The organism is Bradyrhizobium sp. USDA 3262 (assembly GCF_054060035.1).
In genome coordinates this window covers 6,535,075-6,550,056 of record NZ_JBSSCT010000001.1, presented here as the reverse complement: position 1 = coordinate 6,550,056, position 14,982 = coordinate 6,535,075, and the positions used below count along the sequence as shown (strand labels likewise).

General features: G+C 65.1%; 16 protein-coding genes. 11 read left to right on the top strand and 5 right to left on the bottom strand.

What is annotated here, in order from left to right:
* Positions 1-49: 49 nt before the first annotated feature.
* The gene (locus ACVWYP_RS30915; RefSeq protein ID WP_028342685.1) at positions 50-496 is read right to left on the bottom strand and encodes an iron-sulfur cluster assembly scaffold protein; all 447 of its coding nucleotides are present in this window, start codon (positions 494-496) and stop codon (positions 50-52) included.
* Positions 497-736: 240 nt separating this feature from the next.
* Here ACVWYP_RS30915 and folE point away from each other — a divergent pair, with 240 nt between their 5' ends.
* The 10 genes from folE (at position 737) to ACVWYP_RS30865 (ending at position 9,650) form a co-directional block, all read left to right on the top strand.
* Positions 737-1,417 carry a GTP cyclohydrolase I FolE gene (folE, locus tag ACVWYP_RS30910; RefSeq protein ID WP_028336162.1) on the top strand — a complete coding sequence of 227 codons (681 nt, stop codon included), beginning with the start codon at positions 737-739 and terminating at the stop codon, positions 1,415-1,417.
* 27 nt (positions 1,418-1,444) lie between these two features.
* Positions 1,445-1,873 (top strand): phosphoribosyl-AMP cyclohydrolase, encoded by a 429-nt coding sequence (gene hisI, locus ACVWYP_RS30905; RefSeq protein ID WP_028342684.1) that lies wholly within the window; start codon positions 1,445-1,447, stop codon positions 1,871-1,873.
* Positions 1,874-2,078: 205 nt separating this feature from the next.
* On the top strand, positions 2,079-2,690 hold the full coding sequence (locus ACVWYP_RS30900) for a c-type cytochrome (protein WP_369525528.1): 612 nt from the start codon (positions 2,079-2,081) through the stop codon (positions 2,688-2,690).
* Positions 2,691-2,703: 13 nt separating this feature from the next.
* Positions 2,704-3,954, top strand: coding sequence for a c-type cytochrome (locus tag ACVWYP_RS30895; protein ID WP_439711100.1), 1,251 nt, complete (start codon positions 2,704-2,706; stop codon positions 3,952-3,954).
* A 115-nt stretch (positions 3,955-4,069) separates the two neighbouring features.
* Positions 4,070-4,249 carry a hypothetical protein gene (locus ACVWYP_RS30890; RefSeq protein ID WP_069275718.1) on the top strand — a complete coding sequence of 60 codons (180 nt, stop codon included), beginning with the start codon at positions 4,070-4,072 and terminating at the stop codon, positions 4,247-4,249.
* Positions 4,249-4,812, top strand: a complete 564-nt coding sequence (locus ACVWYP_RS30885) for a cupredoxin domain-containing protein (protein WP_225644891.1) — start codon at positions 4,249-4,251, stop codon at positions 4,810-4,812. Before ACVWYP_RS30890 ends, ACVWYP_RS30885 begins: the two co-directional genes overlap by 1 nt.
* Positions 4,802-6,427, top strand: coding sequence for a b(o/a)3-type cytochrome-c oxidase subunit 1 (locus ACVWYP_RS30880; RefSeq protein WP_304495946.1), 1,626 nt, complete (start codon positions 4,802-4,804; stop codon positions 6,425-6,427). The genes ACVWYP_RS30885 and ACVWYP_RS30880 overlap by 11 nt, the downstream gene beginning before the upstream one ends.
* Positions 6,424-7,215, top strand: coding sequence for a c-type cytochrome (locus tag ACVWYP_RS30875; RefSeq protein ID WP_304495945.1), 792 nt, complete (start codon positions 6,424-6,426; stop codon positions 7,213-7,215). The genes ACVWYP_RS30880 and ACVWYP_RS30875 overlap by 4 nt, the downstream gene beginning before the upstream one ends.
* Positions 7,216-7,301: 86 nt before the next feature.
* Entirely contained in the window at positions 7,302-8,306 is a 1,005-nt protein-coding gene (locus tag ACVWYP_RS30870; RefSeq protein WP_304495944.1) for a transglycosylase SLT domain-containing protein, read from the top strand.
* A gap of 162 nt (positions 8,307-8,468) precedes the next feature.
* The gene (locus ACVWYP_RS30865; RefSeq protein WP_304495943.1) at positions 8,469-9,650 is read left to right on the top strand and encodes a DUF2336 domain-containing protein; all 1,182 of its coding nucleotides are present in this window, start codon (positions 8,469-8,471) and stop codon (positions 9,648-9,650) included.
* 68 nt (positions 9,651-9,718) lie between these two features.
* Here ACVWYP_RS30865 and ACVWYP_RS30860 read toward each other — a convergent pair whose 3' ends face one another.
* From ACVWYP_RS30860 to ACVWYP_RS30850, 3 genes are all read right to left on the bottom strand, one after another.
* Positions 9,719-10,297, bottom strand: coding sequence for an Hpt domain-containing protein (locus ACVWYP_RS30860; RefSeq protein WP_038383237.1), 579 nt, complete (start codon positions 10,295-10,297; stop codon positions 9,719-9,721).
* A gap of 9 nt (positions 10,298-10,306) precedes the next feature.
* Positions 10,307-10,852 carry a response regulator gene (locus tag ACVWYP_RS30855; protein ID WP_028336173.1) on the bottom strand — a complete coding sequence of 182 codons (546 nt, stop codon included), beginning with the start codon at positions 10,850-10,852 and terminating at the stop codon, positions 10,307-10,309.
* A gap of 104 nt (positions 10,853-10,956) precedes the next feature.
* On the bottom strand, positions 10,957-11,736 hold the full coding sequence (locus ACVWYP_RS30850) for an NAD kinase (RefSeq protein WP_016843906.1): 780 nt from the start codon (positions 11,734-11,736) through the stop codon (positions 10,957-10,959).
* A 163-nt stretch (positions 11,737-11,899) separates the two neighbouring features.
* Between ACVWYP_RS30850 and ACVWYP_RS30845 the strand changes: the two genes are divergently transcribed.
* A complete protein-coding gene (locus ACVWYP_RS30845) occupies positions 11,900-13,501 on the top strand; it encodes a S10 family peptidase (RefSeq protein ID WP_304495942.1) in 1,602 nt (533 codons plus the stop codon).
* Positions 13,502-13,919: 418 nt separating this feature from the next.
* Here the strand turns inward: ACVWYP_RS30845 and ACVWYP_RS30840 are convergent, their stop codons facing one another.
* Complete coding sequence (locus ACVWYP_RS30840) at positions 13,920-14,816, bottom strand: DUF2189 domain-containing protein (protein ID WP_028342674.1); 897 nt, start codon at positions 14,814-14,816, stop codon at positions 13,920-13,922.
* Positions 14,817-14,982 lie beyond the last annotated feature (166 nt).

Here is a 14,982-nt window from a genome sequence, read left to right as displayed (position 1 = left end):
TTCCGGGTTCGATGCTCCGCATCGCCCCGGAATGACCTAACATGGAATCTTACGCCGGCTGCTTCGCCTTGGCCTCGATCTGGCCGATCGCATCGACCACGGCATCGAAGGTCAGCAGGGTCGAGGCATGGCGGGCCTTGTAGTCGCGCACCGGCTCGAGCAGCGCGATATCGGCCCATTTGCCGCCCTGCGGGGGCTGCCCGTTTTCCTTCAGCATCTTGCGGACCGTCTCGCGCAATTCGCGCAGCTCGTCCGCGGTCGAGCCCACCACCTGGCTCGCCATGATCGAGGAGGAGGCCTGGCCGAGCGCACAGGCCTTCACGTCATGGGCGAAGTCCGTCACCACGGGACCGTCCATCTTGAGGTCGACCTTGACGGTCGAACCGCACAATTTGGAGTGGGCGGTGGCGCTGGCGTCCGGGTCGGCCAGCCGTCCGAGGCGCGGAATATTGCCGGCCAACTCGATGATCCGCTTGTTGTAAATGTCGTTCAGCATGGGGACAGATGCCTTGTTCCGGCCGTGCCGGGCGCTCTTGGCGGCTGGGTTGCACCGTCCTATATATGGACGGCAACGCCGGAAACATAGCCCGGCCATGCAGCCACCGCGGCCCGCCTCCGCCGCGGCGGTGCTACAATAATGGGACTCAGGCGCCCGGCGGTCGAACCATCCGCCCCGTCTGCCCGGTGACACATCCGGACCAAGGTCAAATCCGAGGGCCGGTCGAACGGAGAAGACATGGACGCCTTGATCAAGTCGATTCGCCCCAGCAAGCCGGCCGACGCCAAGCCCGGCGAGCTCGACCCCTCAGAATTCATGACGGCGGCCGTTCGTGCCGATCAGCCGCGCCCGTCGCGGGCAGAGGCGGAGGACGCCGTCAAGACGCTGCTCGCCTATATCGGCGAGAACACCGGCCGCGAGGGTCTGCTCGACACGCCGCGCCGGGTCGTCGAGGCCTATGACGAGCTCTATCAGGGCTACCACCAGTGCCCGGCCGAGGTGCTGAACCGCACCTTCGGCGAGACCGCCGGCTACGACGATTTCGTCCTTGTCCGCGACATCGAGTTCACCTCGCAGTGCGAGCATCACATGATGCCGTTCTACGGCAAGGCGCATATCGCCTATACGCCGGTGGAGCGCGTCGTCGGCCTCTCTAAGCTGGCGCGGCTGACCGACATCTTCGCCCGCCGTCTGCAGACCCAGGAGCATCTCACCGCGCAGGTCGCGGCTGCGATCGACGAGGTGCTGAAGCCGCGCGGCGTTGCAGTGCTGATCGAGGCGGAGCATACCTGCATGTCGGTGCGCGGCGTCGCCAAGCATGGTGCATCGACCTTCACCAGCCGCTTCACCGGCATGTTCCGCGACAATCCGGCGGAGCAGCAGCGTTTCCTGTCCCTGGTGCGAGGACCGAACCGGTAACCTCGCATTTCCTGAGCGAGGTCTTCCGTGTCCGCAGCGACCCACGATCACGACCGCGAGGAGGGGCTGGCCTTCCAGCCCAAATTCGACGCGGCAGGTCTTGTGACCTGCGTCGCGACCGATGCCGCGACCGGCGATGTGCTGATGGTCGCGCACATGAACGATGAAGCCCTGCGCAAGACGATCGCGACCGGCGAAGGCTGGTACTTCAGCCGCTCGCGCAATGCGCTGTGGCGCAAGGGCGAGAGCTCGGGCCAGACCCAGCGCGTGGTCGAGATCCGGATGGATTGCGATCAGGACGCGGTGTGGATCAAGGTCGAGCAGATCGGCGCTGCCTGCCACACCGGACGGCGTTCCTGCTTCTATCGCGCGGTGAAGGACGAGGGCGGTGACATTCGTTTGTCATTCGTCGATGCCGATCGGATGTTCGATCCGGCGCAGGTCTATCGCAAATAGTGCGTTGATCTAAATCAAATGCGATGCGTCGAAGTGATGCACTTCGTTGCCTCCTGTTCGGCCGTGTGCAAGTAATTGCACATCGTCGTCGCGCTGGGGGTGAGTTGTGGCGCATCGTCTGATACCGCTTGTTGGGTTTCTTGCCTGGGTTGTGTTGCCGATCGGTGCAGCGCAATCGCAAACAACCGAGCGCGCACCCGACACGATGGCCGCGCGCGTCCTTGCCTGTGCGCCGTGTCACGGCGCCGAAGGCGAGGGCACCAGCGACGCCTATTTCCCGCGGCTGGCCGGCAAGCCGGCGGGCTATCTCTACAACCAGCTCATCGCATTCAGGGATGGACGGCGGAAATATCCGCCGATGAACTACCTGCTGGAGTTTCAGACCGACGATTACCTGAAGAAGATCGCCGAATATTTCGCCTCGCTCAGGCCGGCCTTTCCGCCGCCGGTCCCGCCGGTTGACAGCAAGGAGATCCTGGCGCGCGGCGAGCAGATCGTGAAGAACGGCGATGCGCAGCACGGCATTCCGCCCTGTTCGGCCTGTCATGGTCAGACGTTGGGCGGCATGGAGCCCGGCATTCCCGGCCTGCTTGGCCTGCGCGCCGCCTATATCAGCGGCCAGCTCGGCGGCTGGCGCTACGGCACGCGGACCGCGTTCGCTCCCGATTGCATGCAGATCGTCGCGAGCCTGCTGACGGAGGACGACGTGAAGGCGGTGGCGGCCTACCTGTCATCGCGTCCGGCGCCGGCGGATCCATCCTTCGCGCCGCGAGGCAGCCTTCCGATGCCGCTCGAATGCGGCAGCGAACCGCATTGAAGGGATCGTGCCGATGTCGCGAACCTTAGCAGGACTGCTTGTCGGACTGATGCTGGCACTGTCGCCCATGGCGGCATCGGCGCAGCAGAAGGCGGCCGATCCGGCCGTCCTCGCCAAGGGCGAGTATCTCGCACGCGCCGGCGATTGCATCGCCTGCCACACCGCGCGCGAGGGCAAGACCTTCGCCGGCGGCCTCCCGATGAAGACGCCATTCGGCACGCTCTACACGTCGAACATCACGCCCGACCCGCAGACCGGGATCGGCACGTGGACGTCGGATCAGTTCTACCAGATGATGCACAATGGCCGCTTCCCCGATGGCGGCCTGGTCTATCCGGCGATGCCGTTCGCCTCCTATACCAAGGTGACGCGCGAGGACAGCGACGCGATCTACGCCTATTTGCGCACGGTGCCGCCGGTCAGGCAGCTCAACAAGCCGCATGACCTGACATTTCCGTTCAACAATCGCTCGCTGATCCTCGGCTGGCGCACGCTGTTCTTCAGGGAAGGCGAGTTCAAGCCTGATCCAACGAAGTCGGCGGAGTGGAATAGGGGTAACTATCTGGTCGAGGGGCTGGGTCATTGCGGGATGTGTCACACCCCGATCAATGCGCTCGGCGGCAGCAAGCAGTCGCAGGCCTTCGAGGGCGGCCTGATCCCGATGCAGAACTGGTACGCGCCGTCGCTGACCTCCAACAAGGAGACGGGGCTCGGCGACTGGACGATCGAGGAGATCGTCGACTATCTGCGCAAGGGCGTGTCCGCCAAGGGCGCCGTGTACGGGCCGATGGCCGAGGTCGTCTACAACAGCCTGCAATATCTCAATGATGATGATGCGCGCGCGATGGCGGTCTACCTGAAGGGCCTTGCGCAGGGCGGTCCTCCGGAAAAGGCGTCGACGTCGCTGCCGTCGGCCGAGAGCAGTCTGCTGCTGTCCTTTGGCAAGTCGATCTATGACCGCGACTGCGCAAGCTGTCATGGCGCGACCGGGCAGGGCATGCCGCCGGATTATCCGCCGCTGGCCGGCAATCAGTCGATCCAGATGGTCTCCGCAGTGAACCCGATCCGGATGGTGCTCAATGGCGGGTATCCGCCGGGCACGTCGGGCAATCCGATGCCCCACGGCATGCCGCCGTTCGCGCAGAAGCTGTCGGATGACGAGGTCGCGGCTGTCGTGACCTACATTCGAACGGCCTGGGGCAATCGCGGCGAGCCGGTGTCGGCGCGGCAGGCCAACGAACTGCGGGCAGCAACGCTGAACTAAAGCATGATCCGGAAAAGTGCGAAGCGGTTTTCCGAAACGATCATGCTCAAACAAAGGAGCTAAAGCGCGATGACTAGTCAATCTCGTCTCGTCGCGCGCTAAGGGGAGCGCGATCATGATCAACTCGTCTTCGCCGCAACCGCCGGCATCGGGCTCGGAAGACGATGATGTCGAGACCATCGTACGGGCCGGTCCGGGTGGCGCGATCGCGGTCGCGGGCATTGCGACGGCCGTCGTGGTCGGATTGTGGTTTGCATTCTATCTGCTGGTCTTCCTGCCGCGGAGCGTTCCCTGATGGCGAGCGAGACTGACCACAGCCTCGGCGAGGCCGTTGCCGCACGGATCGAGCGGCGCTGGGCGACGCTGTCGATCGTCATTGTCGGCGTCCTGGTCGGCATGGCGACCTATATCGGCATCCATCAGGCGACGATGCCGCAGGGCCGGGTCGAAACCGCCGATCCCAAGACGCTGCATCTGTCGGGCGAATTCGTCGAGAGCAATCTCGGCAGCGAAATGCAGGCCGACGGATCGGTCACCGTTCGCGCGATTGGCCAGCAATATTCCTTCACGCCGCAATGCATCGTGGTGCCCGCGGAGACGCCGATCACCTTCCGCGCCACCAGCGCCGATGTCGTCCACGGTTTTCTGATCGAGGGCACCAACATCAACACGATGCTGGTGCCGGGCTACGTCACGGACCTGCCGGTGCGCTTCAAGGCGCCGGGCGATCACGTGATGCCGTGCCAGGAATTCTGCGGCATCGGCCACCAGGGCATGTGGGGCAAGGTCAAGGTGGTCGACAAGGCTGCGTTCCGTGACATGGCGGCAGCGAAGCGGAGGCTGACCTGTGTTGATTAACAAGCGGCTGATCGCGGCGCATTTCTGGCTTGCCTTCATCGTGTTCGGCGTCGCGCTGGTGCTCGGCGCCTGGCAGATGTTCGTGCGCAGCCCGTTGAACGCCTGGCATTTCAATCCCGAGTTCTATTATCGCTCGGTCACCGCCCATGGCTCGGCGATGGGATACGTCTTCCCGACGCTGATCGCGATGGGCTTCGGCTACGCGATCACCGAAGCCTCGCTCGAGAAGGAGCTGGTTGGACGGCGTTGGGCCTGGGTGGGCTTCTTCCTGGTCGCCGTCGGCGCCATTGTCGCGATGATCCCGGTGTCGCTCGGGCTCGCCTCGGTGCTCTACACCTTCTATCCGCCGATGGTCGGCAATCCCTTCTACTACATCGGCGTCGTCATGGTCGTGGTCGGCTCATGGATCTGGGTCGCGCTGATGGTGATCAATTTCGCGATCTGGAAGCGCGAGAACCCGGGCAAGCCGGTGCCGCTTGCGATGTACGCCAATGTCGCGGGCTCATTGCTCTGGGGCTGGACCGCGGTCGGCGCGGCGCTTGAGATCCTGTTCCAGATCCTGCCCGTGGCGCTTGGGCTGAAGTCGACGATCGATGCGGGGCTGGCCCGCGTCTTCTTCTCCTGGACGCTGCACGCCATCGTTTATTTCTGGCTGATCCCGACCTACATCGCCTACTACACGATCTTCCCGCGGGCGATCGGCGGCCGGCTCTTCAGCGATGCGATGGCGCGGATTTCGTTCATCCTGTTCGTCGTGGTGGCGATGCCGATCGGCGTGCATCATCTGTTTGCCGACCCGCAGGTCGGCGCCGGATTCAAGTTCATGCACTCCGTGTTCACCGGCCTCGTCGCGCTGCCGACGTTGCTCACGGTGTTCACGATCTGCGCGTCGGCGGAGATCGCCAGCCGCCTGCGCGGTGGCCGCGGTGCATTCGGCTGGATCGGCGCGCTGCCGTGGTCCAATCCGATCATGCTGGCGACGGCGCTGTCGCTGGTCATGCTCGGCTTCGGAGGCGCCGGCGGTCTGATCAACATGAGCTATCAGCTCGACGCCACCGTGCACAACACGCAGTGGATCACCGGCCATTTCCACCTGATCTTCGGTGGCGCCATCGTCATCATGTATTTTGCCATCGCCTATGATCTGTGGCCGCATCTGACCGATCGGGCGCTGGACAGTTTTGGCCTGATGCGCACGCAGCTCTGGCTATGGTTCATCGGCATGATCGTGACCACCTTCCCGTGGCACTATGTGGGTATTCTCGGCATGCCGCGCCGCATGGCCTATTATGACTATGCCAACCCGGCGATCTCGCCGCAGGCCTTGTCGGTCACGATGTCGGCAATCGGCGGATTCATCCTGTTGCTGTCGGGCCTGCTGTTCCTGCTGGTGCTGATCCGCGGGCAATTCGGCGCGCGAGGCGAGGCGGGTGCGTACCGCTTCGCGGTGCCGCTGCACATGCCGGCGCGGATTCCGGTCGCGCTCAACTCATTCGGCCTGTGGCTCGCATTGATGGTCGGTCTCACCGTGGTGAACTATGGTTTCCCGATTGCGCAGCTAATGGCGCTGAACGAGACCAGCGTGCCCGCGGTCTATGTCGGAGCAGGCCGATGAGCGACCAGCCGCTGTTCTCGCTGCGCAATCCGTGGTTCGGCGCCAGCGTCGGCATCACGGTCGCCATCGCCGTTTTGTCGGCCATCGCAGGCCTGATCTGGTTGCCGCTGGCGCAACCCAATTTGAAGCTTGCCGGCGTCTGGGATGCGATCTGCAGCGCGGCCGGCGTTCCGCGTGCCGCCGTGCAGGAGGCCGGCATCAAGCCGGATTTCAAGACGTCGAACGTCATCATGACGTCGGAGATGCTGACCAAGGTGAATCAGGTCTCGATCGGGCGGGGCGCAACGCTGGCGCAGCGCTGCGCGATCTGCCACGGACCGCAGGGCGTCAGCGACGCCCATTCACCGAACCTCGCCGGGCAATTTGCGGCGGTGACGTACAAGGAGCTGAACGACTTCAAGACCGGCGCGCGGGTCAGCGTGGTGATGAGCCCGTTCGCGGCGGCGATGAGCGATCAGGACATGAAGGACGTCGCGGCCTATTACGCCTATCTGCCGCGGGTGCCTTCGAACAATCTGGATACCGCGCGTCCCGCGCCGGCGGTCGTGGTGACGGGCGCCCCGATGCGCAACATCGCGCCTTGCGGCTCCTGCCACGGCGATGTCGACAACAAGGCGGGAAGCCCCTGGCTCGGCGGCCAGTCGGCGGTCTACATCAAGGCGCAGCTCGAGGCCTTTGCATCCGGGGCGCGCCGCAACGACATCAGTCAGCAGATGCGCAACATCGCGCGCCAGATGACGGCCGAGGAGATCGACCAGGTCGCGCACTACTACGAGGCCCAGCCCTGAGCCATTAACGCGCCATTAACCATAATTGCGGCAGGTTGACGGGACATGGGTGCCGATTGCCTGCACCCGGCAAGGCACCCGGACAGATGGCGGTCGACCTCTTCAATGCGACGGCTTCGGCAGGTGTCGATCCCTCGCGCCTGAAGGTCGCGAGCTCGATCAAGCAGGCGGCCGCGACCACCGGCACGAGCTTCGAATATCTGCTCACGACCGCGAAGATGGAATCCAATTTCAATCCGCGGGCCGGCGCCACGACCTCGTCGGCGCATGGACTTTATCAATTCATCGACCAGACCTGGCTCGGCACCGTCAAGGAGGCCGGAAGCCAGCTCGGCTATGGCCAGTATGCCGACGCCATCAGCAGGAATTCCGACGGCAGCTATTCGGTCGGCGATCCCTCCGCGCGCGCCGCGGTCATGAAGCTGCGCGACGATCCGGACGCGGCGTCCTCGATGGCGGCGGTGCTGACGCAGTCCAACAGCTTCAAGCTGACCGGCAAGCTTGGCCGCCGTCCGACCGATGCCGAACTTTACATGGCCCACTTCATGGGCGTCGGCGGCGCCGGCAAACTGATCTCGAGCGCCGAGGATAGCCCGAGCGCCAATGCGGCCGCGATGTTTCCGAAGGCGGCGGCCGCCAACCAGTCGATCTTCTACGACAAGTCGGGCAACGCGCGCAGCGTCAGCCAGGTCTATTCGGTGTTGACCACGCGCTACGCCGCGGCCGCGAACTCTAAGGACACGCGCACCGCCTTCGCCGCGGCGGGCGGCGACACCATGAGCCCTTACGCGATCGCAAGCGCCGCGCCCACACAAGCGCTGACCATGGATACCGCGTCCTATCTCTCGACGTTCCCGGACTCCCGGTCGGCGACGCCCGTCGCTGCGACCCCGGCCGTCGCATCGGCGCAGCCGGCGCCGACCTTCCGCTCGCTCTACCAGGCCGGCGACCGCTCGGAGCCGATCTCGCCGGCGGTGCAGGAGCTGTGGGGCAATTCCTCCTCGCTGACCGCGTCGGCGACGCCAAAGGTCCGCGCGCCCGGCCGGCTTGACCTGTTCAGCGATCCGAGCGGCACCTACAGCAACGGCTAGCGCGCCCTGCTGCGCGCGCGAAGCCGCACGCCGTTGCCGTCTTAACGAAACGTCAATAATCCCAAACGTTTATGGTGAACCCTTTATTAAGTGTCATGGTTTATTTTTCCTTGTAGTGGCGTCGTATGCCGATGCCGTTTCGTTGCGTAAGCCGGAAGGACCATGATCGTTCGGCAGTTTATTAGTTGGATTATGACCGCTCCAGCAGGTGAGCGAGCAGAGGCGACACGGGCGTTGGCCCGGGCCTGGCTCATCTCGGATCTCACCGAGGACGACAGCATCGCAGCCGAAGGCGCGCTGCTGATGCTGCTCGACGACCCGTCGCCGCTGGTGCGGCAGGCGATGGCCGAGGTGTTCGCGCGCAGCGCGGACGCGCCTGCCGCGATCGTGCAGGCGCTGTCGGCCGACCAGCCGGCGATCGCGCTGCCCGTGCTGGAGCATTCACCGCTCCTGATCGATGCCGACCTCGTCGACATCGTCGCCACCGGCTCCGACGAGATGCAGTGCGCGATCGCGCGCCGCATCAATCTGCCGGCCTCCGTCGCCGCCGCGATTGCCGAGGTCGGCTCGGCCGCGGCCGCGCTCGAGCTGATCGAAAATCCTTACGCCGGCCTCGCGCCGTTCTCCTGGGATCGCATCGTCGAACGCCACGGCCATCTCGCCGCCATCAGGGAATCGATGCTGCAGCTGGAAGACCTGCCGTCGGCGACGCGGCTGGCGCTGGTCGCAAAGCTCTCCGACACGCTGGCGCAGTTCGTCGTCGCGCGAAATTGGCTCGGTGCCGATCGCGCCGACCGCATCGCCGGCGAGGCCAGGGAGCGCTCCACCGTGAACATCGCCGCGCGCGCCTTCGGCGACGACATGCAGAACCTGATCACGCATCTGCGCGCCACCGGGCAATTGACCGCCGGGCTGATCCTGCGCGCGCTGCTGTCAGGCAATCTCGATTTGTTTGGGGCTGCGCTCGCTGAACTGTCCGGACTGCCCTATGGCCGCGTCTCCGCGCTGTTGAACGACCGCGGCGGCAACGGCCTGCAGGCGCTGCTGCGCCGCGCCGGCCTGCCGGAGACCACCTACGCCGCGTTCCGCGTCGCGCTCGAGGCCAGCCACGAGGTCGGCTATGTCGACAGCGGCGACGGCGCGGCGCGGCTGCATCGCCGCATGGTGGAGCGCGTGCTGACGCATTGCGAGACCGATCATTCTGCGGCCGAGCCGCTCCTGATCCTGCTGCGTCGCTTTGCGACCGAATCGGCCCGCGAGGACGCGCGGATGTTCTGCGAGGAGCTCGCCGCGGAAGACGCGATCGCGGTGCTGCCTTACGACGACGATCTCATCGCGGCCTGAGGGCCGCGTTTCCTGCCGATCGATGGATGCTTGAGTGGCTGCGGCAACGCGAGCCGCCGGCCGCGGCACTATTCGCCGGGCACGATGCTCGGCGCGAGGATCGCCTCGAGGTGCTCGGGACGGTCGCGGTTGGCGTGGGTCAGGAATTCATCGGCGATGCCGCGGAGCTGCTTGCTCAGCACGCCGGCGACGACCGCGGTGTCGAGCTTGGTGCGGTTGCGCACGATCGCCTGCACCGCGTTGATGTGATGGGCGATCAGCTGCGGCGGCACGGCGCCAAGATCCGGCGCGTGCTCGATGATGCGGCACAGGCTCTCCGCGGCCGCGGCCGCCGACGGATAGCCGAATGTCGCGGCATCGCCCTTGATGTCATGCGCGGCGCGGAACAACTCCTCGCGCGTCTTTTGGTTGAAGCCCTCGCGCAGCACGGTGGCGTGCGCGGCGGAGAGGCGGTCGGCCTCGATCGTCATCCACTCCTTGAACTCGCCCGACAGCCCGGCGAGCGCCTTTTCGGCGCGGCCGACCGGATCGTCGAGATCGCTCTCGGGGACGCGCAGCAGCATCTTGCGCAGCGGATTGGGCTGCGTGATCACGTGGTGCGTGCCGAAACTCTTGACCTCGATCGTCCCGGGTTTGTCTTTCGCCATGGCGGTATCCTAGATGGCCGAGCGCGCCTTTTCGAGCAGCGACGGCTGTTGCAGCACCTCGACCTCGCCGCTGCCGCGGCGTTCGGGGCCGATATAGGTGTTGGTGGTGTTGCGGCGGCGGTCGGGGCCGAAATAGGTCTTGGTCTTGATGAACGGGCGCGGATTGGCGACCACGTTCATGATGCGCTGGTAGAGGCCCTTGGCCGAGATCGGCTTAGCCAAAAATTCGGTGACGCCGGCATCGCGCGCCACCGTGACGCGGCGCTTCTCGGAATGCCCGGTCAGCATGATGATCGGCGCGTAGGGATTACCCTTGGATTCTGGCTGCCGGATCATCTGCGCAAGCTCGAGCCCGTCGAAGATCGGCATCGACCAGTCGGTGATGACGATGTCGGGCACGTAGTGCGTGTACATCTCGAGCGCGGTGGCGCCGTCCTCGGCCTCATACACCTCGCGCGCGCCGAACGAATGCAAAAGCGTCCGCAGGATGCGGCGCATATGCGGATTGTCGTCGCAAATCAAAAATCGCAGCTTGTTGAAATCGATGCGATACATGGTCCGGCCCTGGATAGGGCATACCGGGCCAATGCGGTATTACCCGACGTTAACCATATCCCGCCCGGGGTTAATGATTGGTTGCCGGGCAAGGGTAGACGCCGTCAGTAGCCGAACTGCTCGCGCAGGATGCGCTCCTCCAGCGAGTGGCCGGGGTCGAACAGCATCCGCATCGCGATCGTCTTGTCGGACAGCACCTCGACCCGGCGGACGTCGCGGACCTCGTCATGGTCGGCGACCGCGGCGACCGGGCGCTTCTCGCCCTCGATCACCTCGATCACCACGAAGGCGGAATTCGGCAGCAGCGCGCCGCGCCAGCGCCGCGGCCGGAACGCGCTGATCGGGGTCAGTGCCAACAGCGCCGCGTTGATCGGCAGGATCGGCCCCTGGGCGGAGAGGTTGTAGGCGGTCGATCCGGCCGGCGTCGCCACCAGGATGCCGTCGGCCATCAGCTCGGGCATCCGCTCGTGCTCGTCGATCAGGATGCGCAGCTTGGCGACCTGGTAGGTCTGCCGGAACAGCGCGACCTCGTTGATGGCATGATGCAGATGCACGGCGCCGTGGATGTCGGTCGCGCGCATCAGCAGCGGATTGATCAGCGACTCCCGGGCGGCGGCAAGCCGGGTGCGCAGATCATGCGTCGAGTATTCGTTCATCAGGAATCCGACGGTGCCGCGATGCATGCCGTAGATCGGCTTGCCGCTGCGCATGTTGGCGTGCAGCGTCTGCAGCATCAAACCGTCGCCGCCGAGCGCGACCACGACGTCGGCATCGGCGGGTGGATGGTTGCCGTACATTTCCGTCAGCTGCTCGAGCGCCGACTGCGCTTCCGCGCTGGCGCTGGCGACGAAGGCGATCTTGTCATACCGCTTGGAGCTGGCCATTCGCTCACGAACTCGTTTGGCACGGAACACGCCGCGCTCGTCTATACATCCCGGGCGGCCTTGTCGAGATGGTCCGGGAACGGACCGCATGCCACGCCGGCGCCGCCAAACTAGCGCAGTTTGCCGCTGGATTGCGTAAATCGGGGCGCAGGGAGTGAACGATATGGCTAACAGTCTTGCGACACGGCTCGCCGCGGCGTTGCTGGTGGCCTGTCTTGCGACCGCGGCGCGGGCCGACGACGAGATCCCGCAGCCATCGCCGTCGCCGAGCGCGCAGGCTCCAAGTGGCCAGAACCCGGCTGGCCAGAACCCGAGCGGCCAGAAGGGGCGGGCAGGACGCGGCGGCGAGGCCGGCTCCGGCGCCAACGCTGCGGCCAGCGGCTCGACCGCCGAGCAGCATCGCCTGCCGCCGGACTCCACGACCAAGCAATCGGTCGCGCTGCCGAACCGCACCCTTAACTTCAGCGCGACCGCGGGTTCGATCCGCGTGTTCGACGACAAGGGCGAGCCGCTCGCCGACATCGCCTATACGTCCTACCAGCTCGACGGCGCCGAGAAGGCGAACCGTCCTGTGACCTTCCTGTTCAACGGTGGTCCGGGCTCCGCGTCGGCCTGGCTGCAATTCGGCAATGTCGGGCCATGGCGGCTGCCGTTCGACGGCGCGGTGTCCTCGGCCGCGCCCGAGCTGCAGGCCAATGCCGACACCTGGCTCGATTTCACCGATCTCGTCTTCATCGATCCGGTCGGCACCGGCTACAGCCGCTTCGTCACCACCTCGGAGGAGGCGCGCAAGCGCTTCTTCACCGTCGACGGCGATGCCAATTCGGTCGCGCTGGTGATCCGCCGCTGGCTGGAGAAATACGACCGGCTGACCTCGCCGAAATATCTCGTCGGCGAAAGCTATGGCGGCATTCGCGGGCCCAAGGTGGTACGCAATCTGCAGATGCAGCAGGGCGTCGGCGTCCGCGGCCTGGTGCTGATCTCGCCGGTGCTCGATTTCCGCGAATATACCGGCTCCAGCCTCCTGCAATATGTCGCAAGCCTGCCGACCATGACCGCGGTCGCGCGACAGACGAAGGGCCCGGTGACGCGCGAGGATCTCGCCGACGTCGAGAGCTACGCGCGCGGCGATTTCCTGCTCGACCTCGTCAAGGGGCAAGCCGACACCGAGGCCACCGCGCGGCTCGCCGACAAGGTCGCGAGCCTGACCGGGATCGATCAGGCGGTGAGCCGCAGGCTCGCCGGCCGCTTCGATATCGGCGAATTCCGCCGCGAGTTCGATCGCAAGAGCGGCAAGGTGACCGGCCGCTACGACGCCTCGGTCGAAGGCTTCGATCCCTATCCGGATTCGAGCTACTTCCGTTTCAACGATCCGTCCGGCGATCCCCTGATGGCGCCGTTGACCAGCGCCGCCGTCGACCTCACCACGCGCAAGCTGAACTGGCGGCCGGACGGCTCCTATCATCTGCTCAGCGAAAGCGTGAACAAGGCCTGGGAGTTCGGTCACGGCATCAGTCCGGCGGAGTCGGTGACGCAGCTTCGCCAGGCGCTGGCGCTCGACCCCAATCTGAAACTCCTGATCGGGCACGGCCTGTTCGATCTCGCCACCCCGTACTTCGCCTCGAAGATCATCCTCGATCAGTTGCCGGCCTTCGCGGGTCCGAGCCGCACCAGGCTCGCGGTCTATCCCGGCGGCCACATGTTCTACTCCCGCGACGGCTCGCGCCAGGCGTTCCGCAAGGAGGTCGAGGCGCTGATGAGGTGAGGGGATGTGGCGGTGTGGATTGCGCCGTCGCTGCAAATACTGTCGTCGTCCTGGCGAAAGCCAGGACCCATAACCACCGGATTCGATTGTGAGCTGGATCGTGGCCCCAGCGTCGCGCAACAAATTCCGTTTGGGGTAATGGGTCCTGGCTTGCGCCAGGACGACATCGATTGTGTGGCACGGCCGACATCCACATTCGTCGTCCCGGCGAAAGTCCGCAGCGGAAGTTGAGAGCGGACCTCGTCGTTCCAACATCGCGCAATGGTTCGCGGCATGTCGGGGTTGGTAGCCGGCCAAGCCGCGGCGCGGCGCGACAATAAATTACGTCCGCTTGCCGCGTGCGCGATCAAGCTCGCGCCGGTTCTTGTTTTGACGCGTTTTCTTCACGCGAACCGGTAGCCACTTCGTTCGAAAACGCTTAGCGCTCGCGGCTCCACGGGAAGAGGGAGGCTGGGAAATCGGCCGCGTAGCGGTGACCGATCGGCGGACGGGGCTCTTCTTGCGGAGGATTCCGGTCAGGCTCGACCACCTTCCTGTAGAGATGCCAGGTCGCATGACCAAGCACCGGCAGAACGACGCAGAGACCGACGAAGAATGGCAGTGAGCCCACGGCCAGCAATACCGCAACGATCAATCCCCACGCGGCCATCTCAATTGGATTCATCATCACGGCCCGTATCGAGGTGCGGATCGCATCGATCGCTGTCGCATGACGGTCGAGCATCAGTGGAAAGGAGACGACGCTGACGCACAGGGCAACCAGGGCGAAAAGGAAGCCGACGCCGCATCCGACGATGATGAGCGACCAGCCTTCGGGCGTCGTCAACACGCGCTTTGCGAAATCAGGGATGCTCGCAGCCGGCGCATAGCCGAACGTCATGATGTAGATCGCGTCCGCGGTGGCGATCCAGACCCCGAACAGAACGAGCAGGAGAACGCCAAGCTCGAACATGGCGCCGAACGACGGCGCGCGCAGCACCTGCATTGCATCCCAGGCTCCTGGCTCCTCTCCGCGTTCGCGTCGTCGGCTCAGTTCGTAGAGGCCTAGTCCGGCGAAAGGACCGATCAGGGCGAAGCCGGCGGCGAGCGGAAACAGCAGGGGCAACACCGAATAGCCAAGCACAAGTCTGAACAGGACAAGTCCGAGCACCGGATACATCACGCACAGGACGATCGCGTGGGTCGGGATGGCCTTGAAGTCTTCCCAGCCGAGGCGCAGCGCGTCGCCCAGGTCGGAAAGGCTGATCTTGCGAACGACGAAGGCGGTAGAGACGCCAAACAATTGCAGCTTGGGTCGTGCGAACACCGTGGTCATGGTTCCGGTCTCCTTGCTTGTGGCCGCAGGGGAACGGAGCGCCATCAACACACGCACATCCGCCTCATGCGCGAAAATCGCGACTGAGTCCGGCAAATCAGATTCAACCAGAAGGAGCTTGCCGGACGACATCTGTCGCAACCGGTCCAGTAAAACTAGTCCGATG

Excerpts from the sequence above, each read along its gene's own strand:
- ACVWYP_RS30915 (WP_028342685.1), bottom strand. The coding sequence starts at position 496 with ATGCTGAACGACATTTACAACAAGCGGATCATCGAGTTGGCCGGCAAT.
- folE (WP_028336162.1), top strand. The coding sequence starts at position 737 with ATGGACGCCTTGATCAAGTCGATTCGCCCCAGCAAGCCGGCCGACGCC.
- ACVWYP_RS30900 (WP_369525528.1), top strand. The coding sequence starts at position 2,079 with ATGGCCGCGCGCGTCCTTGCCTGTGCGCCGTGTCACGGCGCCGAAGGC.
- ACVWYP_RS30895 (WP_439711100.1), top strand. The coding sequence starts at position 2,704 with ATGTCGCGAACCTTAGCAGGACTGCTTGTCGGACTGATGCTGGCACTG.
- ACVWYP_RS30890 (WP_069275718.1), top strand. The coding sequence starts at position 4,070 with ATGATCAACTCGTCTTCGCCGCAACCGCCGGCATCGGGCTCGGAAGAC.
- ACVWYP_RS30885 (WP_225644891.1), top strand. The coding sequence starts at position 4,249 with ATGGCGAGCGAGACTGACCACAGCCTCGGCGAGGCCGTTGCCGCACGG.
- ACVWYP_RS30875 (WP_304495945.1), top strand. The coding sequence starts at position 6,424 with ATGAGCGACCAGCCGCTGTTCTCGCTGCGCAATCCGTGGTTCGGCGCC.
- ACVWYP_RS30870 (WP_304495944.1), top strand. The coding sequence starts at position 7,302 with ATGGCGGTCGACCTCTTCAATGCGACGGCTTCGGCAGGTGTCGATCCC.
- ACVWYP_RS30865 (WP_304495943.1), top strand. The coding sequence starts at position 8,469 with ATGATCGTTCGGCAGTTTATTAGTTGGATTATGACCGCTCCAGCAGGT.
- ACVWYP_RS30860 (WP_038383237.1), bottom strand. The coding sequence starts at position 10,297 with ATGGCGAAAGACAAACCCGGGACGATCGAGGTCAAGAGTTTCGGCACG.
- ACVWYP_RS30855 (WP_028336173.1), bottom strand. The coding sequence starts at position 10,852 with ATGTATCGCATCGATTTCAACAAGCTGCGATTTTTGATTTGCGACGAC.
- ACVWYP_RS30850 (WP_016843906.1), bottom strand. The coding sequence starts at position 11,736 with ATGGCCAGCTCCAAGCGGTATGACAAGATCGCCTTCGTCGCCAGCGCC.
- ACVWYP_RS30845 (WP_304495942.1), top strand. The coding sequence starts at position 11,900 with ATGGCTAACAGTCTTGCGACACGGCTCGCCGCGGCGTTGCTGGTGGCC.
- ACVWYP_RS30840 (WP_028342674.1), bottom strand. The coding sequence starts at position 14,816 with ATGACCACGGTGTTCGCACGACCCAAGCTGCAATTGTTTGGCGTCTCT.